General features: G+C 63.4%; 18 protein-coding genes, 4 tRNA genes and 1 pseudogene. 12 read left to right on the top strand and 11 right to left on the bottom strand.

The window, feature by feature from the left end; genetic code table 11:
* Positions 1-34 precede the first annotated feature (34 nt).
* Complete coding sequence (locus CCOS191_RS08890; protein ID WP_046854876.1) at positions 35-1,345, bottom strand: C4-dicarboxylate transporter DctA; 1,311 nt, start codon at positions 1,343-1,345, stop codon at positions 35-37.
* Positions 1,346-1,555: 210 nt separating this feature from the next.
* Entirely contained in the window at positions 1,556-1,870 is a 315-nt protein-coding gene (locus tag CCOS191_RS08895) for a helix-turn-helix domain-containing protein (RefSeq protein ID WP_046854877.1), read from the bottom strand.
* Positions 1,871-2,146: 276 nt separating this feature from the next.
* Here CCOS191_RS08895 and CCOS191_RS28690 point away from each other — a divergent pair.
* The 3 genes and pseudogenes from CCOS191_RS28690 to CCOS191_RS08905 all read left to right on the top strand — a co-directional run.
* Positions 2,147-2,428 (top strand): annotated as a pseudogene (locus CCOS191_RS28690) (PAS domain-containing protein); the annotation flags it as partial.
* A 174-nt stretch (positions 2,429-2,602) separates the two neighbouring features.
* Complete coding sequence (locus tag CCOS191_RS08900) at positions 2,603-3,712, top strand: methyl-accepting chemotaxis protein (RefSeq protein WP_442963669.1); 1,110 nt, start codon at positions 2,603-2,605, stop codon at positions 3,710-3,712.
* A gap of 12 nt (positions 3,713-3,724) precedes the next feature.
* Positions 3,725-5,416: a putative bifunctional diguanylate cyclase/phosphodiesterase gene (locus CCOS191_RS08905; RefSeq protein ID WP_046854879.1), complete on the top strand. Its 1,692-nt coding sequence runs from the start codon at positions 3,725-3,727 to the stop codon at positions 5,414-5,416.
* A 7-nt stretch (positions 5,417-5,423) separates the two neighbouring features.
* On the opposite strand, the gene CCOS191_RS08910 is transcribed toward CCOS191_RS08905, so the two are convergent.
* From CCOS191_RS08910 to folD, 9 genes are all read right to left on the bottom strand, one after another.
* Positions 5,424-10,232 (bottom strand): dermonecrotic toxin domain-containing protein, encoded by a 4,809-nt coding sequence (locus tag CCOS191_RS08910; protein ID WP_046854880.1) that lies wholly within the window; start codon positions 10,230-10,232, stop codon positions 5,424-5,426.
* 80 nt (positions 10,233-10,312) lie between these two features.
* Complete coding sequence (locus CCOS191_RS08915) at positions 10,313-10,804, bottom strand: Lrp/AsnC family transcriptional regulator (RefSeq protein ID WP_046854881.1); 492 nt, start codon at positions 10,802-10,804, stop codon at positions 10,313-10,315.
* Positions 10,805-10,817: 13 nt separating this feature from the next.
* Positions 10,818-11,636 carry an ABC transporter ATP-binding protein gene (locus CCOS191_RS08920; RefSeq protein WP_231867478.1) on the bottom strand — a complete coding sequence of 273 codons (819 nt, stop codon included), beginning with the start codon at positions 11,634-11,636 and terminating at the stop codon, positions 10,818-10,820.
* 4 nt (positions 11,637-11,640) lie between these two features.
* Positions 11,641-12,354, bottom strand: coding sequence for an ABC transporter permease (locus tag CCOS191_RS08925; protein WP_046854882.1), 714 nt, complete (start codon positions 12,352-12,354; stop codon positions 11,641-11,643).
* Positions 12,351-13,058 carry an ABC transporter permease gene (locus CCOS191_RS08930; RefSeq protein WP_046854883.1) on the bottom strand — a complete coding sequence of 236 codons (708 nt, stop codon included), beginning with the start codon at positions 13,056-13,058 and terminating at the stop codon, positions 12,351-12,353. The genes CCOS191_RS08925 and CCOS191_RS08930 overlap by 4 nt, the downstream gene beginning before the upstream one ends.
* 94 nt (positions 13,059-13,152) lie before the next feature.
* Positions 13,153-13,935: an ABC transporter substrate-binding protein gene (locus tag CCOS191_RS08935; RefSeq protein ID WP_046854884.1), complete on the bottom strand. Its 783-nt coding sequence runs from the start codon at positions 13,933-13,935 to the stop codon at positions 13,153-13,155.
* Between the two features lie 249 nt (positions 13,936-14,184).
* A complete protein-coding gene (locus CCOS191_RS08940) occupies positions 14,185-15,231 on the bottom strand; it encodes an ornithine cyclodeaminase (RefSeq protein WP_046854885.1) in 1,047 nt (348 codons plus the stop codon).
* Between the two features lie 19 nt (positions 15,232-15,250).
* On the bottom strand, positions 15,251-16,168 hold the full coding sequence (gene ctlX, locus CCOS191_RS08945; protein ID WP_046854886.1) for a citrulline utilization hydrolase CtlX: 918 nt from the start codon (positions 16,166-16,168) through the stop codon (positions 15,251-15,253).
* A gap of 205 nt (positions 16,169-16,373) precedes the next feature.
* A complete protein-coding gene (gene folD, locus CCOS191_RS08950; RefSeq protein ID WP_023629744.1) occupies positions 16,374-17,228 on the bottom strand; it encodes a bifunctional methylenetetrahydrofolate dehydrogenase/methenyltetrahydrofolate cyclohydrolase FolD in 855 nt (284 codons plus the stop codon).
* Positions 17,229-17,483: 255 nt separating this feature from the next.
* Here folD and CCOS191_RS08955 point away from each other — a divergent pair.
* The 9 genes from CCOS191_RS08955 to lon all read left to right on the top strand — a co-directional run bounded on the left by CCOS191_RS08955 (position 17,484) and on the right by lon (position 24,612).
* Positions 17,484-17,560 (top strand) — tRNA-Arg (locus tag CCOS191_RS08955).
* Between the two features lie 34 nt (positions 17,561-17,594).
* Positions 17,595-17,670: transfer RNA gene (locus tag CCOS191_RS08960), tRNA-His, on the top strand.
* 57 nt (positions 17,671-17,727) lie between these two features.
* Positions 17,728-17,812: transfer RNA gene (locus CCOS191_RS08965), tRNA-Leu, on the top strand.
* A 36-nt stretch (positions 17,813-17,848) separates the two neighbouring features.
* A tRNA-His gene (locus CCOS191_RS08970) sits at positions 17,849-17,924 on the top strand.
* 151 nt (positions 17,925-18,075) lie between these two features.
* The gene (locus CCOS191_RS08975; protein WP_046854887.1) at positions 18,076-18,375 is read left to right on the top strand and encodes a DUF6388 family protein; all 300 of its coding nucleotides are present in this window, start codon (positions 18,076-18,078) and stop codon (positions 18,373-18,375) included.
* Between the two features lie 248 nt (positions 18,376-18,623).
* The gene (gene tig / locus CCOS191_RS08980; RefSeq protein ID WP_046854888.1) at positions 18,624-19,937 is read left to right on the top strand and encodes a trigger factor; all 1,314 of its coding nucleotides are present in this window, start codon (positions 18,624-18,626) and stop codon (positions 19,935-19,937) included.
* Between the two features lie 91 nt (positions 19,938-20,028).
* On the top strand, positions 20,029-20,670 hold the full coding sequence (gene clpP / locus CCOS191_RS08985; protein ID WP_023629742.1) for an ATP-dependent Clp endopeptidase proteolytic subunit ClpP: 642 nt from the start codon (positions 20,029-20,031) through the stop codon (positions 20,668-20,670).
* Between the two features lie 108 nt (positions 20,671-20,778).
* Entirely contained in the window at positions 20,779-22,062 is a 1,284-nt protein-coding gene (gene clpX / locus CCOS191_RS08990) for an ATP-dependent Clp protease ATP-binding subunit ClpX (protein ID WP_031314790.1), read from the top strand.
* A gap of 153 nt (positions 22,063-22,215) precedes the next feature.
* Positions 22,216-24,612: an endopeptidase La gene (gene lon, locus CCOS191_RS08995; protein WP_046854889.1), complete on the top strand. Its 2,397-nt coding sequence runs from the start codon at positions 22,216-22,218 to the stop codon at positions 24,610-24,612.
* Positions 24,613-24,639 lie beyond the last annotated feature (27 nt).

Here is a 24,639-nt window from a genome sequence, read left to right on the forward strand (position 1 = left end):
GCCGGGCCGGCGCGGGGCGCCGGCGGCCTTGGGCTTAGAATTCCTGTTGATGGGGTTGGCCCTGCTTGCGGGTGGCCGGGGCGAAACCGGGTTTGTTGGCCAGCACATTATTGGCGCGTTCCAGGTCGATGTCCTTCTCCCAGCGGGCGATGGCCACGGTGGCGACGCAGTTGCCGATCAGGTTGGTCAGTGCCCGGCCGATGCCCATGAACCAGTCCACGGCCAGCACCAGCACCAGGCCGACCACCGGGATCGCCGGGACTGCGGTCAGGGTGGCGGCGAGAATCACCAGGGCCGAGCCTGGGATGCCGTGGGCGCCCTTGGAAGTCACCAACGACACCAGAAGAATGGTCAGCAGGTCGGTCATGGCCAGCGGCGTACCGGTGGCGTTGGCGATGAATACGATGGCCAGGGTCAGGTAGATCGAGAAGCCATCGAGGTTGAACGAGTAGCCGGTGGGGATCACCAGGCCGACGGTGGAGCTGCCGATGCCGAGGTGCTCGAGCTTGCGCATCACCTGCGGCAGCACGGCGTCGGAGGAGGCGGTGCCGAGGACGATGGACAGTTCTTCGCGCAGGTACTTGATGAACGGCAGCAACTTGAGCCCGGACAGGCGCATCACCGTGCCGAGGATGATCAGCACGAAGCCGGCGCAGGTCAGGTAGAACAGCGCCACCAGGCCGCCCAGGTGCTGCAGCGAGCTCAGGCCGTACTTGCTGGTGGTGAAGGCGATGGCGCCGAACACGCCGATGGGGGCCAGGCGCACGATCATGCCCATGATGCGGAAGATGACATGGCTGAGCTCGTTGATCAGCCGCGAAATGCCCGAGGCCGACTCACCGACCAGGTTCAGCGCGCTGCCGAACAGCACCGAGAACAGCAGTACCTGGAGGATGTTGTTGTCGGCGAAGGCGCCCACCACCGAAGTGGGGATCAGGTCCATGAGGAAGGCGGTGGTGCCGTGGATGTGCGCGCCACGGTCGGCCAGGGCGCCGGCATCGGCGCTGGACAACTGGTCGAGGTGGATGTTGGCGCCGCTGCCGATGCCGGTGGAGAAGGCGAACACCAGGCCGATGACCAGCGCCAGGGTGGTCAGCACCTCGAAGTAGATCACCGACTTCAGGCCTATGCGCCCGACCTTCTTCAGGTCGCCGGCGCCGGAAATGCCGCTGACCACCACGCAGAACACGATCAGGCCGATGAGCATCTTGATCAGCTTGATGAAGCCGTCACCCAGGGGTTTGAGTTGCAGGGACAGGTCGGGGAAGCTCAGGCCGCAGATCACGCCGAGGGCGAGCCCGAGTACCACCTGGAGGAAAATCGAACGCGAACACCATTTGAGCATGGGAGGAGTCTCTGGTCGGTGTCCTTGCCCCCCAAGCCACACGGAGCGAAAGAGTGCAGGACTTAATTATTGTGGTCTTACCGGTTTGTTCACTGCGAGGGCTATAAAACGCCGATTTTTCCGACAATGCAAGGGTTTTTGGCCTTACCGGTCTGACCAGTTGCGGTGCGCTGACGGGCAGTCTGCTCTAGCGTGGTGCGCGGGGGGATTTCACGGTTTGGCGAGCACCTGATCAACGGCGGCGATCAGCTTGCCGAGGTCCTTGGGAGGGGCGTTATGGATGACGCCGAAGAGGTAGGCGCGTTGTTCTTCCACGTCATCGGGGTCGGTGAAAAACGCTTTTGGCTTGACCCCCAGCGCCTCGGCAAAGCTCACCAACGACTCGATGCTGGGGGTGTAGGTGCCGGTTTCGAAGCGGCTGATGGTCTTGGGGTCGAAGCCGGTTCGCTCGCCCAGTTGTGCCTGAGTGAAGCCTGCCAGTTTGCGGTAGCGGCGCAGGGCAGGACCTAGACCTGTTCTCGTCATCGCTTAATTCCCATTTAGAATCAAGCACTTAACGATATATGTCGATATAGCGCAACGCCATGATTCATCACCTTTATTTGCAAAATGTGATGGAATTCGTAGAATTCGCCGCTTTGATTGATCAGTCATTCAAGTAGTCGTCCAGGGCGATCCGGTCATCCACCGGCCCGTGTGCAAGCGTTGTCGGACATTGGAACTGATCCAGGATGAACGGTTCCGACACCCCTGGCCTCCTGTCAGGCCGCGTGTCGGGCCGTGTATGAATGGAGTCTCATCGTGCGTCAGAACCTGCCGGTCAATCCGGTCGAGCAAAGCTTTGCCGAGCACCAGCGGCTCATTTCGGCCACCGACACGGCCAGCCTGATCACCTATTGCAACGCCGAGTTCGCCGCCATCAGCGGCTTCAGCCAGGACGAGCTGATCGGCAGCCCGCATAACCTGGTGCGCCATCCGGACATGCCCGAGGCGGTGTTCGAGCTGATGTGGCAGTACCTCAAGGCCGGCCGCAGCTGGATGGGCATCGTCAAGAACCGCTGCCGCAACGGCAACTTCTATTGGGTCAACGCCTACGTCACGCCGATGCTCGAGAATGGCCAGGTGATCGGCTACGAGTCAGTGCGCGTACGCCCGACCCGCGAGCAGGTGACTCGTGCCGAAGCGTTGTATGCCCGGTTGCGCGAGGGCAGGGCGGCGCTGTCGCCGGCCCGGCGCCTGGCCTTGCTCGGCCGGGCCATGGCGCTGCCGCTGCTGGCGGGCGCCGTGGCCATTGCCGGCAACCAACTGTTGCCCGAGCTGCCTGCCCAAGGCCTGACCCTGGCGCTGTTCGCGGGTGTCGGCCTGTGGGCGCAAAGCCGCATGAGACGCCACTTGCGGCGTATCGTCCAGGTGGCGGACAACACCTTCAGCGACCCTGTCGCGGCCTTGACCTACAGTGACCTGCCGGGTGCCGCCGGGCAGCTGGAGCTGATCCTGATCAGCGAGGAGGCGCGCCTGAAGACTGCGCTGACTCGCCTGAGCGACCTTGCCGCACAGATGGCCGGCGCCGCCCAGGATGCCGGGCGGCTGTCGCGCAGCACCGAATCGGCGTTGCTCGAACAGCGCGCCGAAACCGACCTGACCGCCACCGCCATGACCGAGATGGCGGCCTCGATCGGCGAGGTTGCCGGCCACGTGCAACTCACCGCCGAGCAGGCGCAGACCGCGCACCTGCTGGCCGGGCAGGGCAGCCAGGTGGCCGACGCCACGGGGGCGGCGATCCAGAGCCTGGCCGGCACGGTCGGGCAGATCAACCAGGCGGTCAACGACCTGGCCGGTCAGACCGGTGCCATCGCCGAGGCGGCGGGGATGATCCGTGCCATCGCCGAGCAGACCAACCTGCTGGCGCTCAATGCTGCCATCGAAGCCGCCCGGGCTGGCGAGCAGGGCCGCGGTTTTGCGGTGGTCGCCGATGAAGTACGTGCCCTAGCCGACAAGACCCGCCAATCCACCCTGCATATCCAGGCGATCATCGACAGTTTGCGCGGTGGCGCCGAGCAGGCGGTGAGCATTGCCAGCCAGGGCATCGAGGGTGCGCAACAGGGCGTGACCCAGGTCGCCCTGACCCAGGAGGCCTTGCAGGGTATCCGCCACGCGGTGCAACGCATCAGCGACATGAGCCAGCAGATGGCCGCGGCCTCGCATGAACAATCCAGTGTCGCCGAGGATGTCTCGCGGCAGATCAACGGAGTGGCGGGCACGGTCCAGCAGAGCGCGCGCCGCGCCAATGCCGCCGCCGTGCGCGGCGCGGAGCTCGAGCAGGTGTGCGCCGGGCTGCGCGCCCTGGTGGAGCGCTTCAACCGCTAGGTTGCGATGTTTATGGACGACAATTACCGCGCGGCCGTCGATGCGGCCGCGATCTTTTCCGAAACCGACCTGCGCGGTTGCATTACCTACGTCAACCAGCAGTTCTGCAGCATCTCCGGCTACAGCCGCGAGGAGCTGCTGGGGGCCAACCATCGCATCCTCAATTCCGGGCTGCACGAACCGAGCTTCTTCCTCGAGATGTGGCGCGCCCTGGCCGCTGGCCGGGTATGGAAGGGCGAGATCTGCAACCGGGCCAAGGACGGCTCGCTGTACTGGGTGGACAGCACCATGGTGCCGCTGATCGACCCGCACACCGGCAAGGTACGCAAGTATGTGTCGATCCGCTTCGACGTCACCGAGAAGCGCCAGTTGCTGCACACCCTGCAGTGGCGCGTCGGGCACGACGTGCTGACCGGCCTGCCCAACCGTGCCTACCTGTCCGACCTGCTCAACCAGGCCCTGGCGTTCTCCCGGCGCGAAAGCATTCCCCTGGCTGTCTGCATGCTCGACCTCGATGGGTTCAAAGCGGTCAACGATGGCTACGGCCATGCCACTGGCGACCTGCTGCTGGTGGAGGTCGCCCAACGCCTGCAGAACATCCTGCGTGGCGGTGATGCGGTGGCGCGGCTGTCAGGGGATGAGTTCGTGCTGATCCTGCGGCATATCGAAGGCCCGCAGCAGCTCGACGCCGCGTTACGCCGCATCCTCCAGGCGCTGGCCGCGCCCTACACGGTACGCGAGCACCCGTTGAGCCTGAGCGCGAGCATCGGTGTCACCCTGTTCCCGCAGGACGACGAGGATGCCGACACCCTGGTGCGCCACGCCGACCAGGCCATGTACGTGGCCAAACAGCAAGGGCGCAACCGCTACCACCTGTTCGACGTGTCCCAGGAGCTCGAGCTCAAGGCCACCCACCAGACCGTGGCGCGGGTACGCCAGGCCCTGCGCCAGGGCGAGCTGTGCCTGTACTACCAGCCGAAGGTGAACATGCGCAGCGGCCAGGTGATCGGTTTCGAGGCCTTGCTGCGCTGGCTGCACCCCTCCAAGGGGCCGGTGCCGCCGGGGGAGTTCCTGCCCTTCGTGGAGCAGACCGACCTGATCGTCGAGCTGGGCGAATGGGTCATCGACCAGGCGTTGGCCCAGTTGCAGCAGTGGCAGCTGTCCGGGCGCGACTGGTCACTGAGCGTCAACATCGCCGCCCGCCAGTTGCAGCGCGGCGACTTTGCCCAGCGCCTGGAACGGTTGCTGGCGCGCCATCCGGGGGTGTCGCCAGGGCGCCTGGACCTGGAGATCGTCGAGTCGGTGGCAATCGACAACCTGCCGCGGGTCGGCCGTTGCCTGGATGCCTGTCGTGCGCTGGGCGTGCGCTTTTCCCTGGATGACTTCGGTACGGGCTACTCCTCGCTGAGCTACCTCAAGCGCCTGCCGGCGCAGACCATCAAGATCGACAAGTCCTTTGTGCGCGACATCCTGCATGACCATGATGATCTCACTCTGACCGGCGCGGTCATCGGGCTGGCCCGCGCCTTTGGGCGCGAGGTGGTGGCCGAGGGGGTGGAGAGCGTCGAGCACGGCAAGCTGCTCATGACCTTGGGCTGCGAGCTGGCCCAGGGATATGGGATTGCCCGGCCCATGCCGGCCTCCGAGGTGGCCGGGTGGGCCGCCTCCTATCGTCAACCGTTGCAATGGCAGGTTCAGGGGTGAGTCGGGTTCAAGCGCGCAGAACCGCAAATGTTTCCTGTGTCAGCGTTCTCAGGAGTGAATCTTCGGCTTGCTGGCGCGTTTCGAGCAGCATTGCGGATATCGCCAAGTGGATATTGCCTTCCTCGGGATATCGTCCCGACACAAGATCGACCCGCAGCAACCGGCCGCTACGTTGCCACTGGATTGTCGGATGCGCCAGAACCAATGCGTTGACGAATGCCTGTGGCACCGCCGGCCCGGCATAAACGGTGTCGACCGGCCCAGCTTCACTCAAGGTGTCGAAGTACTCGGATGCTCCGGCCCATTCATTGGCCAAGGCGGTGAAACGGTCTTGGTGCAAGCGCCGCATCCACCCCCGCCAGAACGGTTGTTCGGCGGCCCATTCAATCAGCCGTGTGGCGTTGACGTACTGCTCGACACCGGTTGCCAGGCGCTCAAGCGTAGCCGCGGACAACCGGGCCAGGTAGTCGAAGCGGATGGCCTGTGGTTGTGGCGGCAAGGCCAGGCGCGCTTGCAACTGCATGCGTGCGTGCAGTGCCATCTCTACCTCATCGAGCAGGTAGTCGGGCTCGGTCAGTTGTTCGTCGGGGAGGTCGTCGTCCGGGTCAAGCGCCGGGACGGCCTGGTCCGGCGCCTGGGCCAGCCCCCGGCGCCTGGTGGCCCGGGCATTGAACAATGCGCCAATGCGTTCGTCCAGGCGTTGTTGGCGCAGCAGCGCAGTAGCGGTTTCGACCGCGACCTGGGCATCGCTGGCATTGGCCGGCGCCCGCGCTACGGTACGCCAGACGTTGACCTGAGTCTCGACCTGCTGGAACAGCAGTTCGGCCTGGTCGACACATTCCTGGCCTGCGTCCCTGAGCAGGTCATTGATCTGCTGCTGCAACTCGGCGCGTCCCCAGCCCGCAACATCCTGGGTGGAGGGCTCCAGGTCGGCGAGGGTGATCAGTATGTCCTGCATGCGGCGGCTCATGGCTGTGGGGCTGCATTGGAAGTCGGGGGTCTGTGGGAGTCGTTCGAAAAGCTCATACAAAGGGCGCCATTGCGGGGCCTGCGCGGTGTTGGTCACATGCAGTTGCAGTTCCTCCGGCCAGTCGCTGCGCCACAATTGTGCTTCCGCTGACTCTGTCACGGGCGTGAGCCCGGCATCCAGCAGGCGCAGCAGTGCCTGGTCGGAAAACGGATTGCCGTTCAAGTTGTATGAAATGTCCTCTCCGGCCCGCAGGGCTTGAGCGAATGCGCTGTCACGCAGATGTGGGGCATCGCCCAGCAGGTTGCTGCTCAGGTCCAGTTCGCGAAGCTGCAAGGGGCGCTGGTTCAACAGTTGCTCGATGCCGATGGGCCATTGCGACATAGCGCTGTCCTCCAGGTCCAGGCGCTGCAGACGCTGCCACCCAGTCAGGTCAGGTGCCATGTCCAGTGGGTTGTCATTGAGGATCATTGTCTGGAGCCGGTTCAGCCCGTTGAGCGCGGCACGGCTTTGTTCAGTGAGCGTGATGTCGTTCAGTGACAGGCTCAGGTGGGTCAGTGCTGGCCATTGCTGCAGGGCCTGGAAGTGCTCGGCCTCCCAGGCCAGGTAATTTTCGTCCGCCACCAGCAGCCACAGATGTTGCAGCGACGACAGGCGCTGCAGGCTCGCAGCACTGATGTTCTCGACCGCGCCAGTCAGCAGCAGGCGCTCCAGCCTGGGTAGCCGAGTGAGCAACCCAAGGCTCGCTTCGCTGTCGATGTCCAGACGATTGCCGCTCAGGTCCAGCGAGCGCAGCTGAGTCAGCTCGCCCAAGGCTTCGGGGAGTTCGTTGAGGCGACATTGAGTGAGGTAAAGGTAGCGCAGGTTCGGGAAAGCACGCAGGAACGGATCGAGATTGGGGTTGTGCAAGTCCTGTAGATTGCTTAGCGCCAGGTGACGAACATGGGGCAGGCGTGTTCCCAGGCAGGGCAGTTCAGCCAGATGTTGCGCATCCAGTTGCAGAACAACGTGATCCAGGGTGGATTCGCTATCGGGCGTGCCCTGTCGCCGCCAGGCGCGGCGAATGCTGAGTGCGGCAGAGCTGCGGGCGTTGCGGCGCATCTGGAAAGTGTCGACCGGGTCCGGGTTGGTCAGGTCGATCCACCGCTGCAAGCCATTGTCGAGGGTATTGAAGTCGGCGCGTTGGGCTTCGAGCAGGCGTCCAAAAGCGCCTGGGCGGCTGCCTGCCTCTTCACGCAGGCGCTGGCGCAACTGCTCCCGGTTATTCAATGGATCTTCAGGGTACAGCTGGTCGAACAATTCGTCTTCTGTCAGCCAGCCTTGCCCCCGACCGCTCAAGGCATAACCGAGCCGGCCATCTGCGAGTCGCCCTGGCAGCCTGAAGAGTTTGCGCAGTGGCGGCATGCGCAGGGCTGCCGCAACCTGGTCGCGCTGGGTGTGGGCGCGCAGGAACAGTGCATCGCGCAGGCCCTGCGCTGTTTGCTCCGGCAGTTCCAGCACCCGGCGTTGTGCGGCCGGCAGGGCTTCGAACAAGGCGTGGAACAGATCGACCCGGTCGGCAGGCATGGCGCCGGCTTGCCAATAACGGTAGCCGAGGGCGTCGCGGGTCAGTGTGATCGCGGGTATGCCTGGCGCTCCGACGGCAAGCAACAGTTTGCCTTCGGGGGTGTCCTGGCGAAGCTCGATACGCAGTGATTTATCTCGGCCAGGCATGTGCGAAAGCATGGCAAAGGCGATCTCATCGCGGTCCGCATGGCCCGCCTGCCCTTGGTAAAAGCCTTGCAGGGCGCGGTTGATCCTTGCCTCGCGCTGATAGAGTCGGGCCGACTCCGCGATGGCCAATGGCACGCGTCTGTGCTCGCGCAGCGTGTGCAGATCTTCGCGCGTCGCTTCGTCCAGCACTTGCGCCCGTGCTCGAGGGCTGAGCGAAGGAAAGTCGCGCGCCAAGGTTTCATCGCCTGCCCCAGGTACAGGGAGCGGGACAGGTTCTGCCCCAAGTGCCTGCAGGCTGTCGAGCAGCAGGGCGGGAGCCGGTTCGCGCTCCATGATTACCTTGCGCAGGGCATTCGCATCGTAGCTGCTGGCCTGAAGGGCACGTAGCGCCAGGGTATCGTCCAACCCTCGGGTGGGGGGACCAAGCCGGCGCAGCAACTGCCTCGTATCCCAGCTTGCCGGGCGTTCGTGGCGCAGCAACCAGGCGCCTTGGCCGTTGCTGCCACGCAGGACGGGTTGATGGCGCAAGCCGCGGGCAGTCTGGAGCTGCCATCGTTCAGCGGTGCCTTGCTCCAGCTCGAACGCCCGCTCCTCCAGGAGCAGCCAGTGTTTGTCATTCCAACGTTGCAGACCGCTGGCATGCAGGGGGGTGTCGATGGGCCAGGGTATTTCCCTGGAGAAGGGCATCAGGTTGCCGCTCCACAGGCGGGTGCCCGATTCGCCGTGAGCGGGTAGCCAGTCATGCAGCACGCCTGGCGGCTCGGCAAAACCGCGGGTAGCGATGTCGAGCACGGCGAACTGTGCGAGGTTACCGATGACGTCGAACAGGTGATGGATCGCCGCGTCGGCATCTCCTTCATTGGCCGCATGAATGCCATCGAGGAATGTACCCACCAGCTGTGCTCCCCCCACCATGAGCATCGGCAGTTGCAAGACCTCCAGCGGCAGGCTCGCCAGGTTGAGTACGGTCATGCCGATACTCAACCAGTGTTCAAGCCGCTGTGCCGACTGCTCGGCATCGCGCTGCGCGGTCGGCACCGCCTGTGCCCGGGCGTCCGTGAGCAGGCGTTGTACCGCCAGGCGTGCCCGTGCCTCGAAACAATCGCCGTCCCAAGGCACGAACGCCATCGGCAGGCGCGCATTGTGATCCAGGGTTTCCTGCCAGATGGCGCCGACAGGCGGAAACCATTGGCTGATCCTGCTGGCCTGGTCGCCTTTGGCCAGCTCCGGCATGGGGTCGCGCAGTTCCAGGTAGGGATAGCGTGGGAACAGGGTCTGGCGCAGCCGTCTGAAAAAGAGCGGTTTATCAATGTCTGCGATGTAGCGAGCGAAGTGCCGGCGGAAGCGATCATTGCGCAAGCGGCGGGTCAAGGCCTGGGCGGCATGCTGGAACGTTGGATGACCCGACAAGGGGGTGTCATCGCCAGGCAGATAAAGAAAGCAGCTTCCCTCCCGCCTTGGAGGTGTGCGCCGCACGAGCAGCGGCCCATGGATGACGGTATCGAAAATGCGCAACGAGCAGCACTGCAGGGGCCCTGAAGTGGGAGTTGTGACGTCGCGTTCCCCGACGAGCGCCTCGCCGAGCGCCACGCGGCTCGGATCCAGCAGCCCCCGCAGATCGGCAATGACCAGTTCGGCGGCCAGGGCGTTGCGGTCCTGCAAGGCCAGCAGGGCGCGAAAGCGGGCGTTATCGACGCCGACGCGCAGCAATCGTTGATATTGCCCGCCGATGTCGAGTGCGCGCACGCCATCGACAAAACGTTGGTTGTCCAGCGACAGATAGTCGCCATGGCGTGCGCTTGCCAGGCGCACCCGGCTGCCTTTGGCGAAGTTCAGCAATGCCGCTTCCAGCCAGCTCATGTCGCGCCGGGTGTCGATGTTCCAGAGCCAGCCTTGCGAAGAGGTCGGTAATGGCTGATTCGGGTACCATTCGCGCAGGGTGGGCTCAAGCTTTTGCTCGGCAAAGGACTGCGGCGTGGCGATCTTGTCGAGATGCTCGCGCACCACACGGCTGGCGCTGTGGCTGGCGCGAATGCGTGATTCGAGCGTTGCCCGACGGCCCTGTCCGGCCTGGCGTAACCAGGTCGGCAGGCGGGCGTCGATGAACGCGCTGAGGGGGGGAAGGGGTGAAGTCATCCGGACGGCTCTCTGCAGCAAAAGCCTGCAGTCTGGGCAGTTGTCCGGTGATGCTGTGGTAGGTGGGTACTACCGGCCGTTCATGGCTGCGGCGCGGTGCTCTTCACCGCCGCCAGCTCCGGATGCGCCACCAGCTTGTCGATATGCAGCTCGTCGTTGTTCATCCAGGTCTCGGTCAGCACCCGGTAATGCTCCATGTCGCGGCAGCGCATGCGCAGGCTGTAGTCGAAGTGCCCGCTGATCAGCTGGCACTCGTAGACCTGCGGGCAGGCGCGCACGGTGGCTTCGAAGGCCCGCTGCGCCGAGCGCCCGCTCTGGTTGGACAAGGCCACCAGCACCAGCAATGACAACCCGGGGGAAACCTGCTGCAGGTCGATGATGGCCCCGTAACCGCGGATCACACCGCGCCGCTCCAGCTTGCGCACCCGTTCCAGACAGGGCCTGGGCGTCAGGTGCACGAGGGTGGAGAGCTTTTCGTAGGTGATCCTTCCGTGGTGGCGCAGCACGTCGATGATCGCTTCGTCGATGCGATCCAGCGGTGCCGCGGTGGAGCTGATGGCCTTGCTATCCATATACGGCTTGACTTCACTTGAGGCGGTTGGAGAGGAACTGCCGCAGGCGCTCGCTCTGTGGCCGGTCGAGGATCTCGGCGCTGCCGCTTTCCTCGACCAGGCCCTGGTGCAGGAACAGCACCTGGCTCGATACCTGGCGGGCAAACCCCATTTCATGGGTGACCATGAGCATGGTACGTCCTTCCTCGGCGAGCGTCTGTATCACCTTGAGCACTTCGCCGACCAGCTCCGGGTCGAGTGCCGAGGTGGGCTCGTCGAACAGGATGATTTCCGGCTCCATGGCCAGTGCCCGGGCGATGGCCACGCGCTGTTGCTGGCCGCCGGAGAGAAACGCCGGATACTGCTCGGCGGCGCGGGCCGGCAGGCCGACCTTGTCCAGGTACTTGCGCGCCCGCGCCTCGGCTTCGCTGGCGCTGACTCCCAGCACCTTGCGTGGCGCCAGGCAGATGTTCTCCAGCACCGTCAGGTGGCTCCACAGGTTGAAGTGCTGGAACACCATGGCCAGGCGCGTGCGCAGGTTCTGCAACTGGGCCGGCGGCGGGGTGCGGGTGCCGGGGTGGATCTCCAGGGTCTGGCCGTCGAGGGTGATGCTGCCGGCATTGGGCTGCTCGAGGAAGTTGATGCAGCGCAGGAAGGTGCTCTTGCCCGAGCCGCTGGCGCCGATCAGGCTGATCACATCACCCTTGCGCGCCTGCAGCGACACACCCTTGAGCACCTGATGCTCGCCGTAGTGCTTGTGCAGGCCCTCGACGCTGAGCTTGATCGCGCCGGCATGGGCACGGGCTGTCGGTGCCTGTTCGAAGGTGGTGAGTGGCAGTGCGGTAGCGTTCATGGGTTCAGCCTCGTACAGGGTCAAGGAAGCGCATCCAGCGCCGTTCGGCCACGCGGAACAGGCCGACCAGGGCGAAAGACAGCAGCATGTACAGCAGGGCGGCCACGCCGAAGGCCTGGAAGGTCAGGAAGGTTGCGGCGTTGGCGTCGCGGGCCACTTTTAGGATGTCGGCGACGGTGGCGGTGAAGGCCAGCGAAGTGGCATGCAGCATCAGGATCAGCTCGTTGCTGTAGGCCGGCAGCGAGCGGCGCAGGGCAGCGGGCAGCACCAGGAACAGGTTGAGCTTCCAGCCGCGCAAGCCATAGGCCTGGGCCGCCTCCAGCTCGCCAGCGGGCAGGTTGCGGATCGCCCCGGCGAAGATTTCCACGGTGTAGGCGCAGGTGTTGAGCACGAACGCCAATAAGGTGCAGTTGAGCGCGTTGCGGAAAAACTGGTCGAGCAGGGCGTGGTCGCGCACCAGCTGCAGGCTGTAGAGCCCGGTGTAGCAGATCAGCAGCTGGATATAGAGCGGTGTGCCGCGAAACACGAAGGTGTACAGCTGCACCGGCAGGCGCAGCCAGGCATGACGCGAAGTACGCGCCAAGGCCAGGGGCAGCGACAAGGCGAAGCCCAGCACCATGCTGGCCAGGAACAGCCAGAGGGTCATGGCCAGGCCCGAGAGGCCGGTGCCATCGTTGTAGAGATAGGCCAGGCCGTATTCCTGAAGGAGTTCGATCATCGCGCCAGCTCCTTGATGCCGGTGTTGTAGCGCCGCTCGAGGTGCTTGAGCAGGCGATTGGACAAGGTGGTGATGACCAGGTAGACCAGGCCCGCCAGGCACAGGAAGAACAGCATGTCATTGGTGGTCTTGCCGGCGTTCTGCGCGGCCTTGACCAGGTCGGCCAGGCCGATGATCGACACCAGCGCGGTGGACTTGAGCAACACCAGCCAGTTGTTGCCCAGCCCCGGCAGGGCGAAGCGCATCAGCTGCGGGAACAGCACCAGCCGAAACCGCTGTGCCCGGCTCAGGCCGTAGGCGGTGGCGGCCTCCAGCTGCCCGGCGGGTACGCTGAGGATGGCGCCGCGCAAGTTCTCAGTGAAGTAGGCGCCATAGATGAAGCCCAGGGTGACTACCCCGGCGCTGAACGGGTCGATTTCGACATAGTCCCAGTCCAGCATCTCGGTCAGGTCGTTGAGCCAGATCTGCATGCTGTAGAAAATCAGCAGGATCAGCACCAGGTCGGGAACGCTGCGGATCAGCGTGGTGTAGAGGGTGGCCGGGAGGCGCAGCAGCCTGGATCGCGACAGCTTGGCGCTGGCGCCGATCAGGCCCAGTGCGAGGCTGAGCACCAGTGACAGCAGGGCCAGCTTGAGGGTCATCCAGGTGCCCTGGGCCAGCAGCGGGCCGAAGCCTTGCAGGCCGTGAGAGAGGAAGTCGTTCATGACAGGATCTCGCGGGGAGGCCATCGCGGGGCTAGCCCGCTCCCACGCAGCGATGAACCCGTGGGAGCGCTTGCCCCGCGATCGGCGCTGTAGGTCACTCGTTGTAGATATCCACGTCGCCGACGTACTTCTTCTGGATCTCGGCGTAGGTGCCGTCGGCATGGATCATGGCAATGCCCTTGTCGAGCAGGGCCTTGAGTTCGGGATCGCTCTTGCGCAGGCCCATGGCGATGTCCAGCGGCAAGGTTGGGTCCTTGATCGCCGGGCCGCTCTTGAAGTCGGCGCCTTCGGGCTTGGAGAGGAAGTTGAGCTGGGCTTCGAGCTTGTCGGTGACGGTGGCGTCGAGGCGGCCATTGATCAGGTCGGCGTAGTTCTGGTCCTGGCTCTGGTAGGCCTTGACCTGCGCGCCCTGCGGCGCCAGCACGGCGCGGGCGTAGGCTTCCTGCAGCGAGCCCTGGAGCACGCCGACCTGCTTGCCCTTGAGCGATTCGCTGGTGTCGCCGAAGTCGGCCGACTTGCGCACGATCACCGAGGTGGGGCTGAGGAACAGGCGGCTGGTGAAGTCGATCTGCTTCAGGCGTGCCGGGGTGACGGCCATGGAAGACATGATGGCGTCGAACTTGCGGGCGCGCAGGGCCGGGATCATGCCGTCGAACTCGTTGTGCACCCAGGTGCACTTGACCTGCAGCTTGGCGCAGATGGCATTGCCCAGGTCGATGTCGAAGCCTTGCAGGCTGCCATCGGCGGCAACGGATTCGAAAGGTGGGTATTCGGGGAAGACGCCGAAGCGGATCTCTGTCCACTCCTTGGCCTGGGCAACGCTGGTGGCACACAACGAGAACAGCAGCACGCCGAGGCGTTTTCGCATGGAGAGCATGGTCTTGGGTCCCTGGGTGTTGTTATTGGTAGTAGGGCGGTTGAAGCGTGTAGGTCCGTCAGTGACTCATGGGTCGCGCTCAGAATGCGCGAGATAGACAGGTTTTTTGTGTCGTTTGCCAGCGCGTGGGAGGCCGGATTCGGCTGTTAGTGGGCCACTTGCAGCCGAAACGGCTGTTCCGACAAAGATTTATGGATGTGCGACAGCCGTTTCGGTCACTGGGGCCGCCAAGCGGCCCCGAGTGTTCGGTCAGGCAGCACTGGCCTTGCGCTCACACCCTTTTGGCTGCAGCAAGGCAAACAGGTCCTTCGGGTTCTCGAGTTCAGGCACCAGCGCAATGTCGTGCCCGATGTCCAGGGCGCGGGCGACGTCCAGCACATAGCGCAGCGCCGAGTAGTCCTCCAGGGCGAAGCCGACCGAGTCGAACAGCGTGACTTGCCCGACGTTCTCGCGGCCTGCGGCGCTGCCCTCGACCACCTGCCAGAACTCGGTGGTCGGCGAGTCGGCGGGCATCTGCTGGATCTCGCCTTCGATCCGGCTCTGCGGTTCGTACTCGACGATCACCCGGGCACGCTCGACGATGTCGCGATGCAGTTCGGTCTTGCCCGGGCAGTCGCCGCCCACGGCATTGAGGTGCATGCCCGGTTCGATCAGCTCCGGGGTGAGGATGGTGGCGTAGGCCTTGTCGGCGGTGACCGTGGTGACGATGTCGGCGCCGCGCACTGCCTCGGCCACGCTGCCGGCGATGGTCAGCTTCAGTTGCGGGTAGCCGGCCAGGTTGGCCGCCAGTTTCTCCGAAGCCTTGCGGTCGATGTCGAACAGGCGGATCTCCTCGATGCCTAGCAGGGTATGGAAGGCGATGGCCTGGAACTCGCTTTGCGAGCCGTTGCCGATCAGCGCCATGCACTTGCTGTCCGGGCGCGCCAGGTAGCGGGCGGCCAGGGCTGAGGTGGCGGCGGTACGGATGGCGGTGGTCAGGGTCATCTCGCTGAGCAGCACCGGCGCGCCGGTATCGACATCGCCCAGGGCGCCGAAGGCCATCACGGTGAGCAGGCCGTTGTGGGTGTTCTTCGGGTGGCCGTTGACGTATTTGAAGGCGTACAGGTTGGCGTCGGACACCGGCATCAGCTCGATCACACCGTCCGGCGAGTGGTTGGCCAGGCGCGCGCATTTCTCGAAGTCGTGCCAGCGCAGGTAGTCCTGGCGGATGTACTCGGCCATCTCGGCCAGGCAGGTGGGCAGGCCCTTGCGGTTGACCAGGCGGGCGAGGTCATTTACGTCGATGTAGCGGGTCATGATGGTTCTCCTTGACGGGTCAGTGGCGCGAGGGCAGGTGGATTTCGGCGAGCATGCAGCGGGCGCTGCCGCCGCCGATGCGTTCGATATGGTCGATGTTCACCACCAGCGGATGGCTGTGCCGTTCGACCTGGCGGCGCTGCTGCGCATCGAGCGAGTGCCAGGCGCTGCGCGACATCACCAGTAGCGAGCGGCCGTCGCGATCGTGGACCTCGAGCATGTTGCCGGCGAAGTTCTCCAGCTGATCGAAGTTCAGCGCCAGCACCTGCTTGTCGGTGTCGCGCAGCGAATGTTCCAGTGCGCGGCGTTCGTCTGGGTGGGGCAGGGCATCGAGGCAGGCCACGGCGAGCTGGCGGCCGACATTCATCATCACATTGCTGTGGTAGATCGGCGCCTGCTGGCGGTCCACTGCGTGGAACAGGCACAGGCGGTAGTCCAGGTGCTCGGCGAACTGGCGCAGGGCGCGTTCGTGGGTGCGCCCGGAGTGACAGGCGTAACTGATGCGGTGCTCACGGTCCAGGACCATGCTGCCGGTGCCTTCGAGGAACAGATTCTGCTGTTCCAGCGGGCTCAGGTCGACGGTGCGCTGGATGGCGAAACGCTCGCTCAGCACGCCCAGTACGCCCTTGCTGCGTTCCAGGCGGCGGTTCTTGCCCTCCATCGGGTAGAGCACCAGGCTGCCGTCGGCATGGCTGCTCCAGCAGTTGTTGGGGAAGATCGAGTCAGGGGTATGGGGTTCCGGGGTGTCCTGCACCACAAGTACGTCGACACCGTGCTGGCGCAGGCTGTCGACGTAGCCGTCGAACTCTTCTAGCGCCTTTGCGCTGGCGGTCTCAGGGTCCAGCGGCGCTTGCTGGAAGCGGTTGTTGGCGGCGGTGTCGGGGTTGAAGGCGAACCGCGCCGGGCGAATCATGAGGACGGTATTTGTTGTTTGCATTGGGCACGCATCCACAGGTGGGCTGTGTGACCATTGTCGGGGGGATCGGGAAGAGATCCCGGCTGAAGCGTGAGTGGGGAGCAGCCAGAAACAGCTGAAGTGGATGGGATGGCAGCCGAATCGGCTGTATGCGGCTATGGTGGGGGAGTCAAGGAGAAACGGCGCCTCGAAGGGCGCCGTTTTCTTTCATTGCCGGAACACCGTATTACTTGTGCAGCTCTTCAGCCGCATACAGGGTGTTCTCCAGCAGGCATGCCCGGGTCATCGGGCCCACGCCGCCCGGCACCGGGGTGATCCAGCCGGCGCGGGGCAGGGCGGTCTCGTAGACCACGTCGCCAACCAGCTTGCCGTCTTCCTGGCGGTTGATGCCGACGTCGATGACGATGGCGCCTTCCTTGACCCACTCACCCTTGACCAGCCCCGGCTTGCCGGCAGCGACCACCACCAGGTCGGCACGGCCGACATGGCCGGGCAGGTCCTTGGTGAAACGGTGGCAGACGGTGACGGTGCAGCCGGCCAGCAGCAGCTCCATGGCCATCGGTCGGCCGACGATGTTGGATGCGCCGACGATCACCGCGTTCATGCCGTACAGGTCCTGGCCGGTGCTGTGCAGCAGGGTCATGATGCCTTTCGGGGTGCACGGGCGCAGCAGCGGGATGCGCTGGGCCAGGCGGCCGATGTTGTAGGGGTGGAAACCGTCCACGTCCTTGTCCGGGCGGATGCGCTCGAGCAGCAGCGAGGCGTCCAGGTGCTCCGGCAGCGGCAGTTGCAGGAGAATGCCGTCGACTGCCGGGTCGTCGTTGAGCCGGTCGATCAGATCGGCCAGGGCTTGCTGCGTGGTATCGCTGGGCAGGTCGAACGCCTGGGAAATGAAGCCGACCTCTTCACAGTCCTTGCGCTTGTGCGAGACATAGACTTGGGAGGCCGGGTCGCTGCCGACCAGGATCACCGCCAGGCCTGGCGTGCGCAGGCCCTGCTGGCGGCGCTCGGCGACACGTTGGGCGATCTGCTGGCGCAGGTTGGCGGCGATCGCCTTGCCATCGATAAGGTGTGCAGTCATAGACGCGTGATTAACCATCGAGAAGGGAACATATATAAGAAGGGCACATTCTCGCACGACATGGCCCAAGGGCAAAGGCGGGTGGTCGGGCAAATCCCCTAACCCCTTCAATAATTTAAATTTTTTTGCGAAAGGTGTTGACGCCTCTCAGGGTCGCCTATAAGATTCGCCGCACTTGTCGGGCACTGCCTGGCACGGGTTGGCAAAGCCGGGCAGAATGAGTGATTCGCTTGTTCGGTTTGGCTGGAAGCTTAAGCGCCCGTAGCTCAGCTGGATAGAGCATCCGCCTTCTAAGCGGATGGTCGCAGGTTCGAGTCCTGCCGGGTGCGCCATTAGGCTCGGGCAAGTAAGCAGTAACGCGTTATGGTGGGCGTAGCTCAGTTGGTAGAGCGCCGGATTGTGATTCCGGTTGTCGTGGGTTCGATTCCCATCGTCCACCCCAGATTTTTCAGGGGCGCCTCGATTGAATGATCCGGCGCCCTTGTTCTAAGCGTTTCATGCGGACGTGGTGAAATTGGTAGACACACTGGATTTAGGTTCCAGCGGCGCAAGCTGTAAGAGTTCGAGTCTCTTCGTCCGCACCATGTTTCTGTAAGGCTGTACCGCAACACTGCATTATGGTGGGCGTAGCTCAGTTGGTAGAGCGCCGGATTGTGATTCCGGTTGTCGTGGGTTCGATTCCCATCGTCCACCCCATATTTTCAGAAGGCGCCCGGATCGAATGATCGGGCGCCTTTTTTGTTTCTGCCATCCGGTGCCTGTGGCTACTGGTGGTCAGGCGATAAAAGCTGTTAGATTTCAGCCGGTTGAATGCCTGGCCGAACAGGCTGCCAGAGGAGTAGCGCAAATGATTGCAAAAGAGGCGCGCCAAGCCCTGGCGCTGCAGCGTTTTGCCGAGGCCAATCCGCAGTTGCTCGAAGAAATCCGTGAGCTGGATGCCCGCGAGCAGGCCCAGCAGATCGAGTGGGCGTTCGAGGATGCAGCCCAGGAGCAGGGTGTCCAGCCCTGGGAGTACGCGTTGCAGTTGATCGCCGAGTCGCCGGAGCAGTTGCAGGCCATGCGCCTGGAAGTGCACCGCGAGGTGGCCGAGGCGTTGGGCCTGGCTTGGGAAGAATACTGCCAGTTCAACGAGATCGAGCCGCAGTAAAACTGGCGATCGCCCAGGCTGTTGTTTGTTTGACAAGGTTTTACAACTGCGCGGCATTCGAGGTGGCGCGCGGTCGTTATATGAATAGGCTCGACGCCCCGTCGTGCGGGCCTTCCAGGGAAATCGACCGGCGTGTTTCGCCGACAATCCGGGTGGGGTGACTTCTGGTGCGCGAGTCACTAGAATGTTTGCCCTTGATTCTGGAGTCGGGTTATCGCCGGCTAACGTCTGTGCAACGAGGAATATCCATGCAAGTTTCTGTTGAAAACACTTCCGCTCTCGAGCGCCGCATGACCATCGCCGTTCCGGCCGAGCGCGTCGAGAACGAAGTCAACAAGCGTCTGCAGCAGACTGCCAAGCGCGCCAAGATCGCGGGCTTCCGCCCTGGCAAGGTGCCGATGAGCGTGATCCGCCAGCGTTTCGAGGCCGATGCCCGTCAGGAAGCCTTCGGTGACCTGGTCCAGGCTTCCTTCTACGAAGCCATCGTCGAGCAGAAGCTGAACCCGGCCGGCGCTCCTGCCGTCGAGCCAAAATCGTTCGAAAAAGGCAAGGACCTCGAGTTCGTCGCCATCTTCGAAGTCTTCCCTGAGTTCACCGTTGCCGGTTTCGACTCGATCGCCGTCGAGCGCCTGAGCGCCGAAGTGGCTGACGCCGACCTGGACAACATGCTGGAAGTCCTGCGCAAGCAGAACACCCGCTTCGAGGCCGCCGAGCGCGCCGCGCAGAACGACGACCAGGTCAACATCGACTTCGTCGGCAAGATCGACGGTGAAGCCTTCGCCGGCGGTTCGGCCAAGGGCACCCAGCTGGTGCTGGGCTCCGGCCGCATGATCCCAGGCTTCGAAGAAGGTCTGGTTGGCGCCAAGGCTGGCGAAGAGCGCGTGGTCAACGTGACCTTCCCAGAGGACTACCAGAACCTGGACCTGGCAGGCAAGGCCGCCGAGTTCACCATTACCGTCAACAGCGTTTCGGCTCCTGTGCTGCCAGAACTGAACGAAGCCTTCTTCGCCCAGTTCGGCATCAAGGAATCGACCCTGGAAGGCTTCCGCGCCGAAGTTCGCAAGAACATGGAGCGTGAACTGCGCCAGGCCATCAAGACCAAGGTCAAGAACCAGGTCATGGACGGTCTGCTGGCCGCCAACCCGGTCGACGTGCCGAAAGCCCTGCTGGAAAACGAAGTCAACCGTCTGCGCGTGCAGGCCGTTCAGCAGTTCGGTGGCAACATCAAGCCTGAGCAGCTGCCAGCCGAGATGTTCGAAGAGCAGGCCAAGCGCCGCGTGGTCCTGGGTCTGATCGTTGCCGAAGTGGTCAAGCAGTTCGACCTGAAGCCGGACGAAGCCAAGGTTCGCGAAGTCATCGAAGAGATGGCCTCGGCCTACCAGGAGCCTGAGCAGGTCATCGCCTGGTACTACAAGAACGACCAGCAACTGAACGAAGTGCGTTCGGTTGTACTGGAAGAACAAGTTGTAGATACTGTCCTGCAGAAAGCGACTGTGACCGACAAATCGGTCTCGTACGAAGAAGCCGTGAAACCAGCCCAGGCAGCTGCCGACGCTGAGTAACAGGCTACTCTCGTAGGAAACCCCCACAAGCCAGCCTTCGCGCTGGCTTGTGCGTATTCAAGCCATGACTATTTGGGAGTGAGTGCAGGACATGTCCCGCAATTCTTATATTCAGCAGAGCTCTGACATCCAGGCCGCGGGCGGCCTGGTCCCGATGGTTATCGAGCAGTCCGCCCGTGGCGAACGCGCCTACGACATCTATTCGCGCCTCCTGAAGGAGCGCGTGATCTTCCTGGTCGGCCCTGTAGAGGACTACATGGCCAACCTGGTAGTGGCGCAACTGCTGTTCCTTGAGGCGGAAAACCCGGACAAGGATATCCATCTTTACATCAACTCCCCTGGCGGCTCCGTGACGGCTGGCATGTCGATCTACGACACCATGCAGTTCATCAAGCCGGACGTCTCGACCATCTGCATCGGCCAGGCCTGCAGCATGGGCGCCTTCCTGCTCGCGGCGGGTGCCGCCGGCAAGCGCCACTGCCTGCCCAACTCGCGGGTGATGATTCACCAGCCGCTGGGCGGTTTCCAGGGCCAGGCGACCGATATCGAGATCCACGCCCAGGAAATCCTCAACATCAAGGCGCGCCTGAACGAGCTGCTGGCCCATCACACCGGCCAGCCGCTGGAAACCATCAAGCGCGACACCGAGCGTGACAACTTCATGAGCGCTGCGCGCGCGGCCGAGTACGGCCTGATCGACTCGGTCTACGACAAGCGGCAACTGGCATCCTGAAGCAATGCGCCAGAGCGGGTGGGTGCAGATTGCGCCTACCCGCGGACTTGAAAAAGCCAGCGATTGCCTTCATCTTGTGTTTCAAGCCTACCGGATTGGATCGATCGAATGACTGACACCCGTAACGGCGAGGACAACGGCAAATTGCTCTATTGCTCCTTCTGCGGCAAAAGCCAGCACGAAGTGCGCAAGTTGATTGCCGGCCCCTCGGTATTTATCTGCGACGAGTGCGTCGACCTGTGCAACGACATCATCCGTGAGGAGGTGCAGGAAGCCCAGGCCGAGAGCAACGCGCACAAGCTACCCTCGCCGAAAGAAATCAGCGGTATCCTGGACCAGTACGTCATTGGTCAGGAACGCGCGAAAAAGGTGCTGGCAGTAGCGGTGTACAACCACTACAAGCGCCTGAACCAGCGTGACAAGAAGGGCGACGAAGTCGAACTGGGCAAGAGCAACATCCTGCTGATCGGGCCGACCGGCTCGGGCAAGACGCTGCTGGCCGAGACACTCGCGCGCCTGCTGAACGTACCGTTCACCATTGCCGATGCCACCACCCTGACCGAAGCCGGTTATGTGGGTGAGGACGTCGAGAACATCATTCAGAAACTGCTGCAGAAGTGCGACTACGACGTGGAAAAGGCCCAGATGGGCATTGTCTACATCGACGAGATCGACAAGATCTCGCGCAAGTCGGACAACCCGTCCATCACCCGTGACGTTTCGGGCGAGGGCGTGCAGCAGGCGCTGTTGAAGCTGATCGAGGGCACCGTAGCCTCGGTACCGCCGCAAGGCGGTCGCAAGCACCCACAACAGGAGTTCCTGCAGGTCGATACCCGCAACATCCTGTTCATCTGCGGTGGCGCGTTCTCTGGCCTGGAAAAGGTCATCCAGAACCGCTCCACCAAGGGCGGCATCGGCTTCAGTGCCGAAGTGCGCAGCAAGGAAGAGGGCAAGAAGGTCGGCGAGTCGCTGCGTGAGGTCGAGCCGGACGATCTGGTCAAGTTCGGCCTGATTCCGGAGTTCGTCGGCCGTCTGCCGGTTCTGGCGACGCTGGACGAGCTGGACGAGGCTGCGCTGATGCAGATCCTCACCGAGCCGAAGAACGCACTGACCAAGCAATACGCCAAGCTGTTCGAGATGGAAAGCGTCGACCTCGAGTTCCGCAGCGATGCGCTCAAGGCCGTCGCGCGCAAGGCTCTGGAGCGCAAGACCGGCGCCCGTGGCCTGCGTTCGATCCTCGAGGGCGTGCTGCTCGACACCATGTACGAGATCCCTTCGCAGAAGGATGTCAGCAAGGTGGTGATCGACGAAAGCGTCATCGAAGGCTCTTCGCAGCCGCTGCTGATCTACGAGAACAGCGAGCCGCAAGCCAAGGCCGCTCCCGACGCCTGATCGGGAACGGGGTAGCGACAGGAAGGGGCCTTTTTGGCCCCTTTTTGCATTTCATGGCCTGGGCGCTTGTAATTTCCCAGGGCTGCCCCCACATTAGCCCCAAGCACCATTTCCAACGGTTTCCGGCCACATGGCCGCTGTAGAGGCGAAATCATGAAGACCACCCTCGACTTGCCTCTTTTGCCATTGCGCGACGTTGTCGTCTATCCGCACATGGTCATCCCACTGTTCGTGGGGCGTGAGAAGTCCATCGAGGCCCTCGAGGCCGCGATGACGGGCGAGAAGCAGATCCTCCTGCTGGCCCAGAAGAATCCTGCCGACGACGATCCAGGCGAAGACGCCCTGTATCGCGTGGGCACCGTCGCCACCGTGCTGCAACTGCTCAAGCTGCCCGATGGCACCGTCAAGGTGCTGGTCGAGGGTGAGCAGCGTGGCGCTGTCGAGCGCTTCAACGAAGTCGATGGCCATATCCGTGCCGAAGTCAGCCTGATCGACGAAGTCGAGACCGCCGAGCGCGAGTCCGAGGTCTTCGTGCGCACCTTGCTGTCGCAGTTCGAGCAATACGTGCAACTGGGCAAGAAAGTCCCGGCCGAAGTGTTGTCCTCGCTCAACAGCATCGAGGAGCCTGGACGCCTGGTCGATACCATGGCCGCGCACATGGCGTTGAAGATCGAGCAGAAGCAGGAGATCCTCGAGATCGTCGAGCTGCAGGCGCGTGTCGAGCACGTACTGGCGCTGCTCGATGCCGAGATCGACCTGCTGCAGGTCGAGAAACGCATTCGCGGTCGCGTGAAGAAGCAGATGGAGCGCAGCCAGCGCGAGTACTACCTGAATGAGCAGATGAAGGCCATTCAGAAGGAGCTTGGCGATGGCGACGAAGGCCACAACGAAGTCGAGGAGCTGAAAAAGCGCATCGACGCCGCGGGCCTGCCCAAGGACGCCCTGGCCAAGGCCCAGGCCGAGCTGAACAAGCTCAAGCAGATGTCGCCGATGTCGGCCGAAGCCACCGTGGTGCGCTCGTACCTCGACTGGCTGGTGCAGGTGCCGTGGAAGGCCCAGAGCAAGGTGCGCCTGGACCTGACCAAGGCCGAGGAGATCCTCGACGCGGACCACTATGGCCTGGAAGAGGTCAAGGAGCGCATCCTCGAGTATCTCGCCGTGCAGAAGCGGGTGAAGAAGATCCGCGGCCCGGTGCTGTGCCTGGTCGGTCCACCTGGCGTGGGCAAGACCTCGCTGGCCGAGTCGATCGCCGCCGCCACCAACCGCAAGTTCGTGCGCATGGCCCTGGGGGGCGTGCGTGACGAGGCCGAGATCCGTGGCCACCGTCGTACCTACATCGGTTCGATGCCCGGTCGTCTGATTCAGAAAATGACCAAGGTCGGTGTACGCAATCCGCTGTTCCTGCTCGACGAGATCGACAAGATGGGCAGCGACATGCGTGGTGACCCGGCTTCGGCGTTGCTGGAGGTGCTCGACCCCGAGCAGAACCACAACTTCAACGACCACTACCTGGAGGTCGACTACGACCTCTCGGACGTGATGTTCCTGTGCACCTCGAACTCGATGAACATCCCGCCGGCGCTGCTTGACCGCATGGAAGTCATCCGCCTGCCGGGCTACACCGAGGACGAGAAGATCAACATCGCGGTCAAGTACCTGGTGCCCAAGCAGGTCAAGGCCAATGGTTTGAAAAAGGATGAACTGGAGGTCGACGTCTCGGCCATCCGCGACATCATTCGCTACTACACCCGCGAGGCGGGCGTGCGTGGCCTGGAGCGCCAGATCGCCAAGGTCTGCCGCAAAGTGGTCAAGGAGCACACCGGCGCCAAGCAGGTGAAGGTCAAGGTGACCGGCGAGCAGCTCGAGCAGTTGCTGGGCGTGCGCAAATTCCGCTACGGCCTGGCCGAGCAGCAGGATCAGATCGGCCAGGTCACCGGCCTTGCATGGACCCAGGTGGGTGGCGAACTGCTGACCATCGAGGCTGTGGTCATTCCCGGCAAGGGGCAATTGATCAAGACCGGTTCGCTCGGCGACGTCATGGTCGAGTCGATCACTGCCGCGCAGACGGTGGTGCGCAGCCGCGCTCAAAGCCTGGGGATCGCTGCAGACTTCCACGAGAAGCGCGATGTTCACATCCACATGCCCGAAGGTGCCACGCCCAAGGATGGCCCGAGCGCCGGTATCGGCATGTGCACCGCGCTGGTGTCGGCCCTGACCCAGATCCCGGTTCGCGCCGATGTGGCGATGACCGGTGAGATCACCTTGCGTGGCCAGGTTCTGGCCATTGGCGGGCTCAAGGAAAAACTCCTGGCGGCACACCGTGGCGGCATCAAGACGGTGATCATTCCGGAAGAGAATGTTCGCGACTTGAAGGAGATTCCGGAAAACATCAAACAGGATCTTCAGATCAAACCGGTCAAATGGATTGACGAAGTCCTCCAAATTGCGCTGCAATACGCCCCGGAGCCCTTGCCAGATGTGGCTCCGGAGATTGTCGCGAAAGATGAGAAGCGCGACGGCGATGCTAAGGAAAGAATCAGCACGCACTAGTACGTATTTCGCTGGAGGGCTTTGGTT

Origin of the sequence: Pseudomonas sp. CCOS 191 (assembly GCF_001007005.1) — a bacterium.
GTDB lineage: Bacteria > Pseudomonadota > Gammaproteobacteria > Pseudomonadales > Pseudomonadaceae > Aquipseudomonas > Aquipseudomonas soli.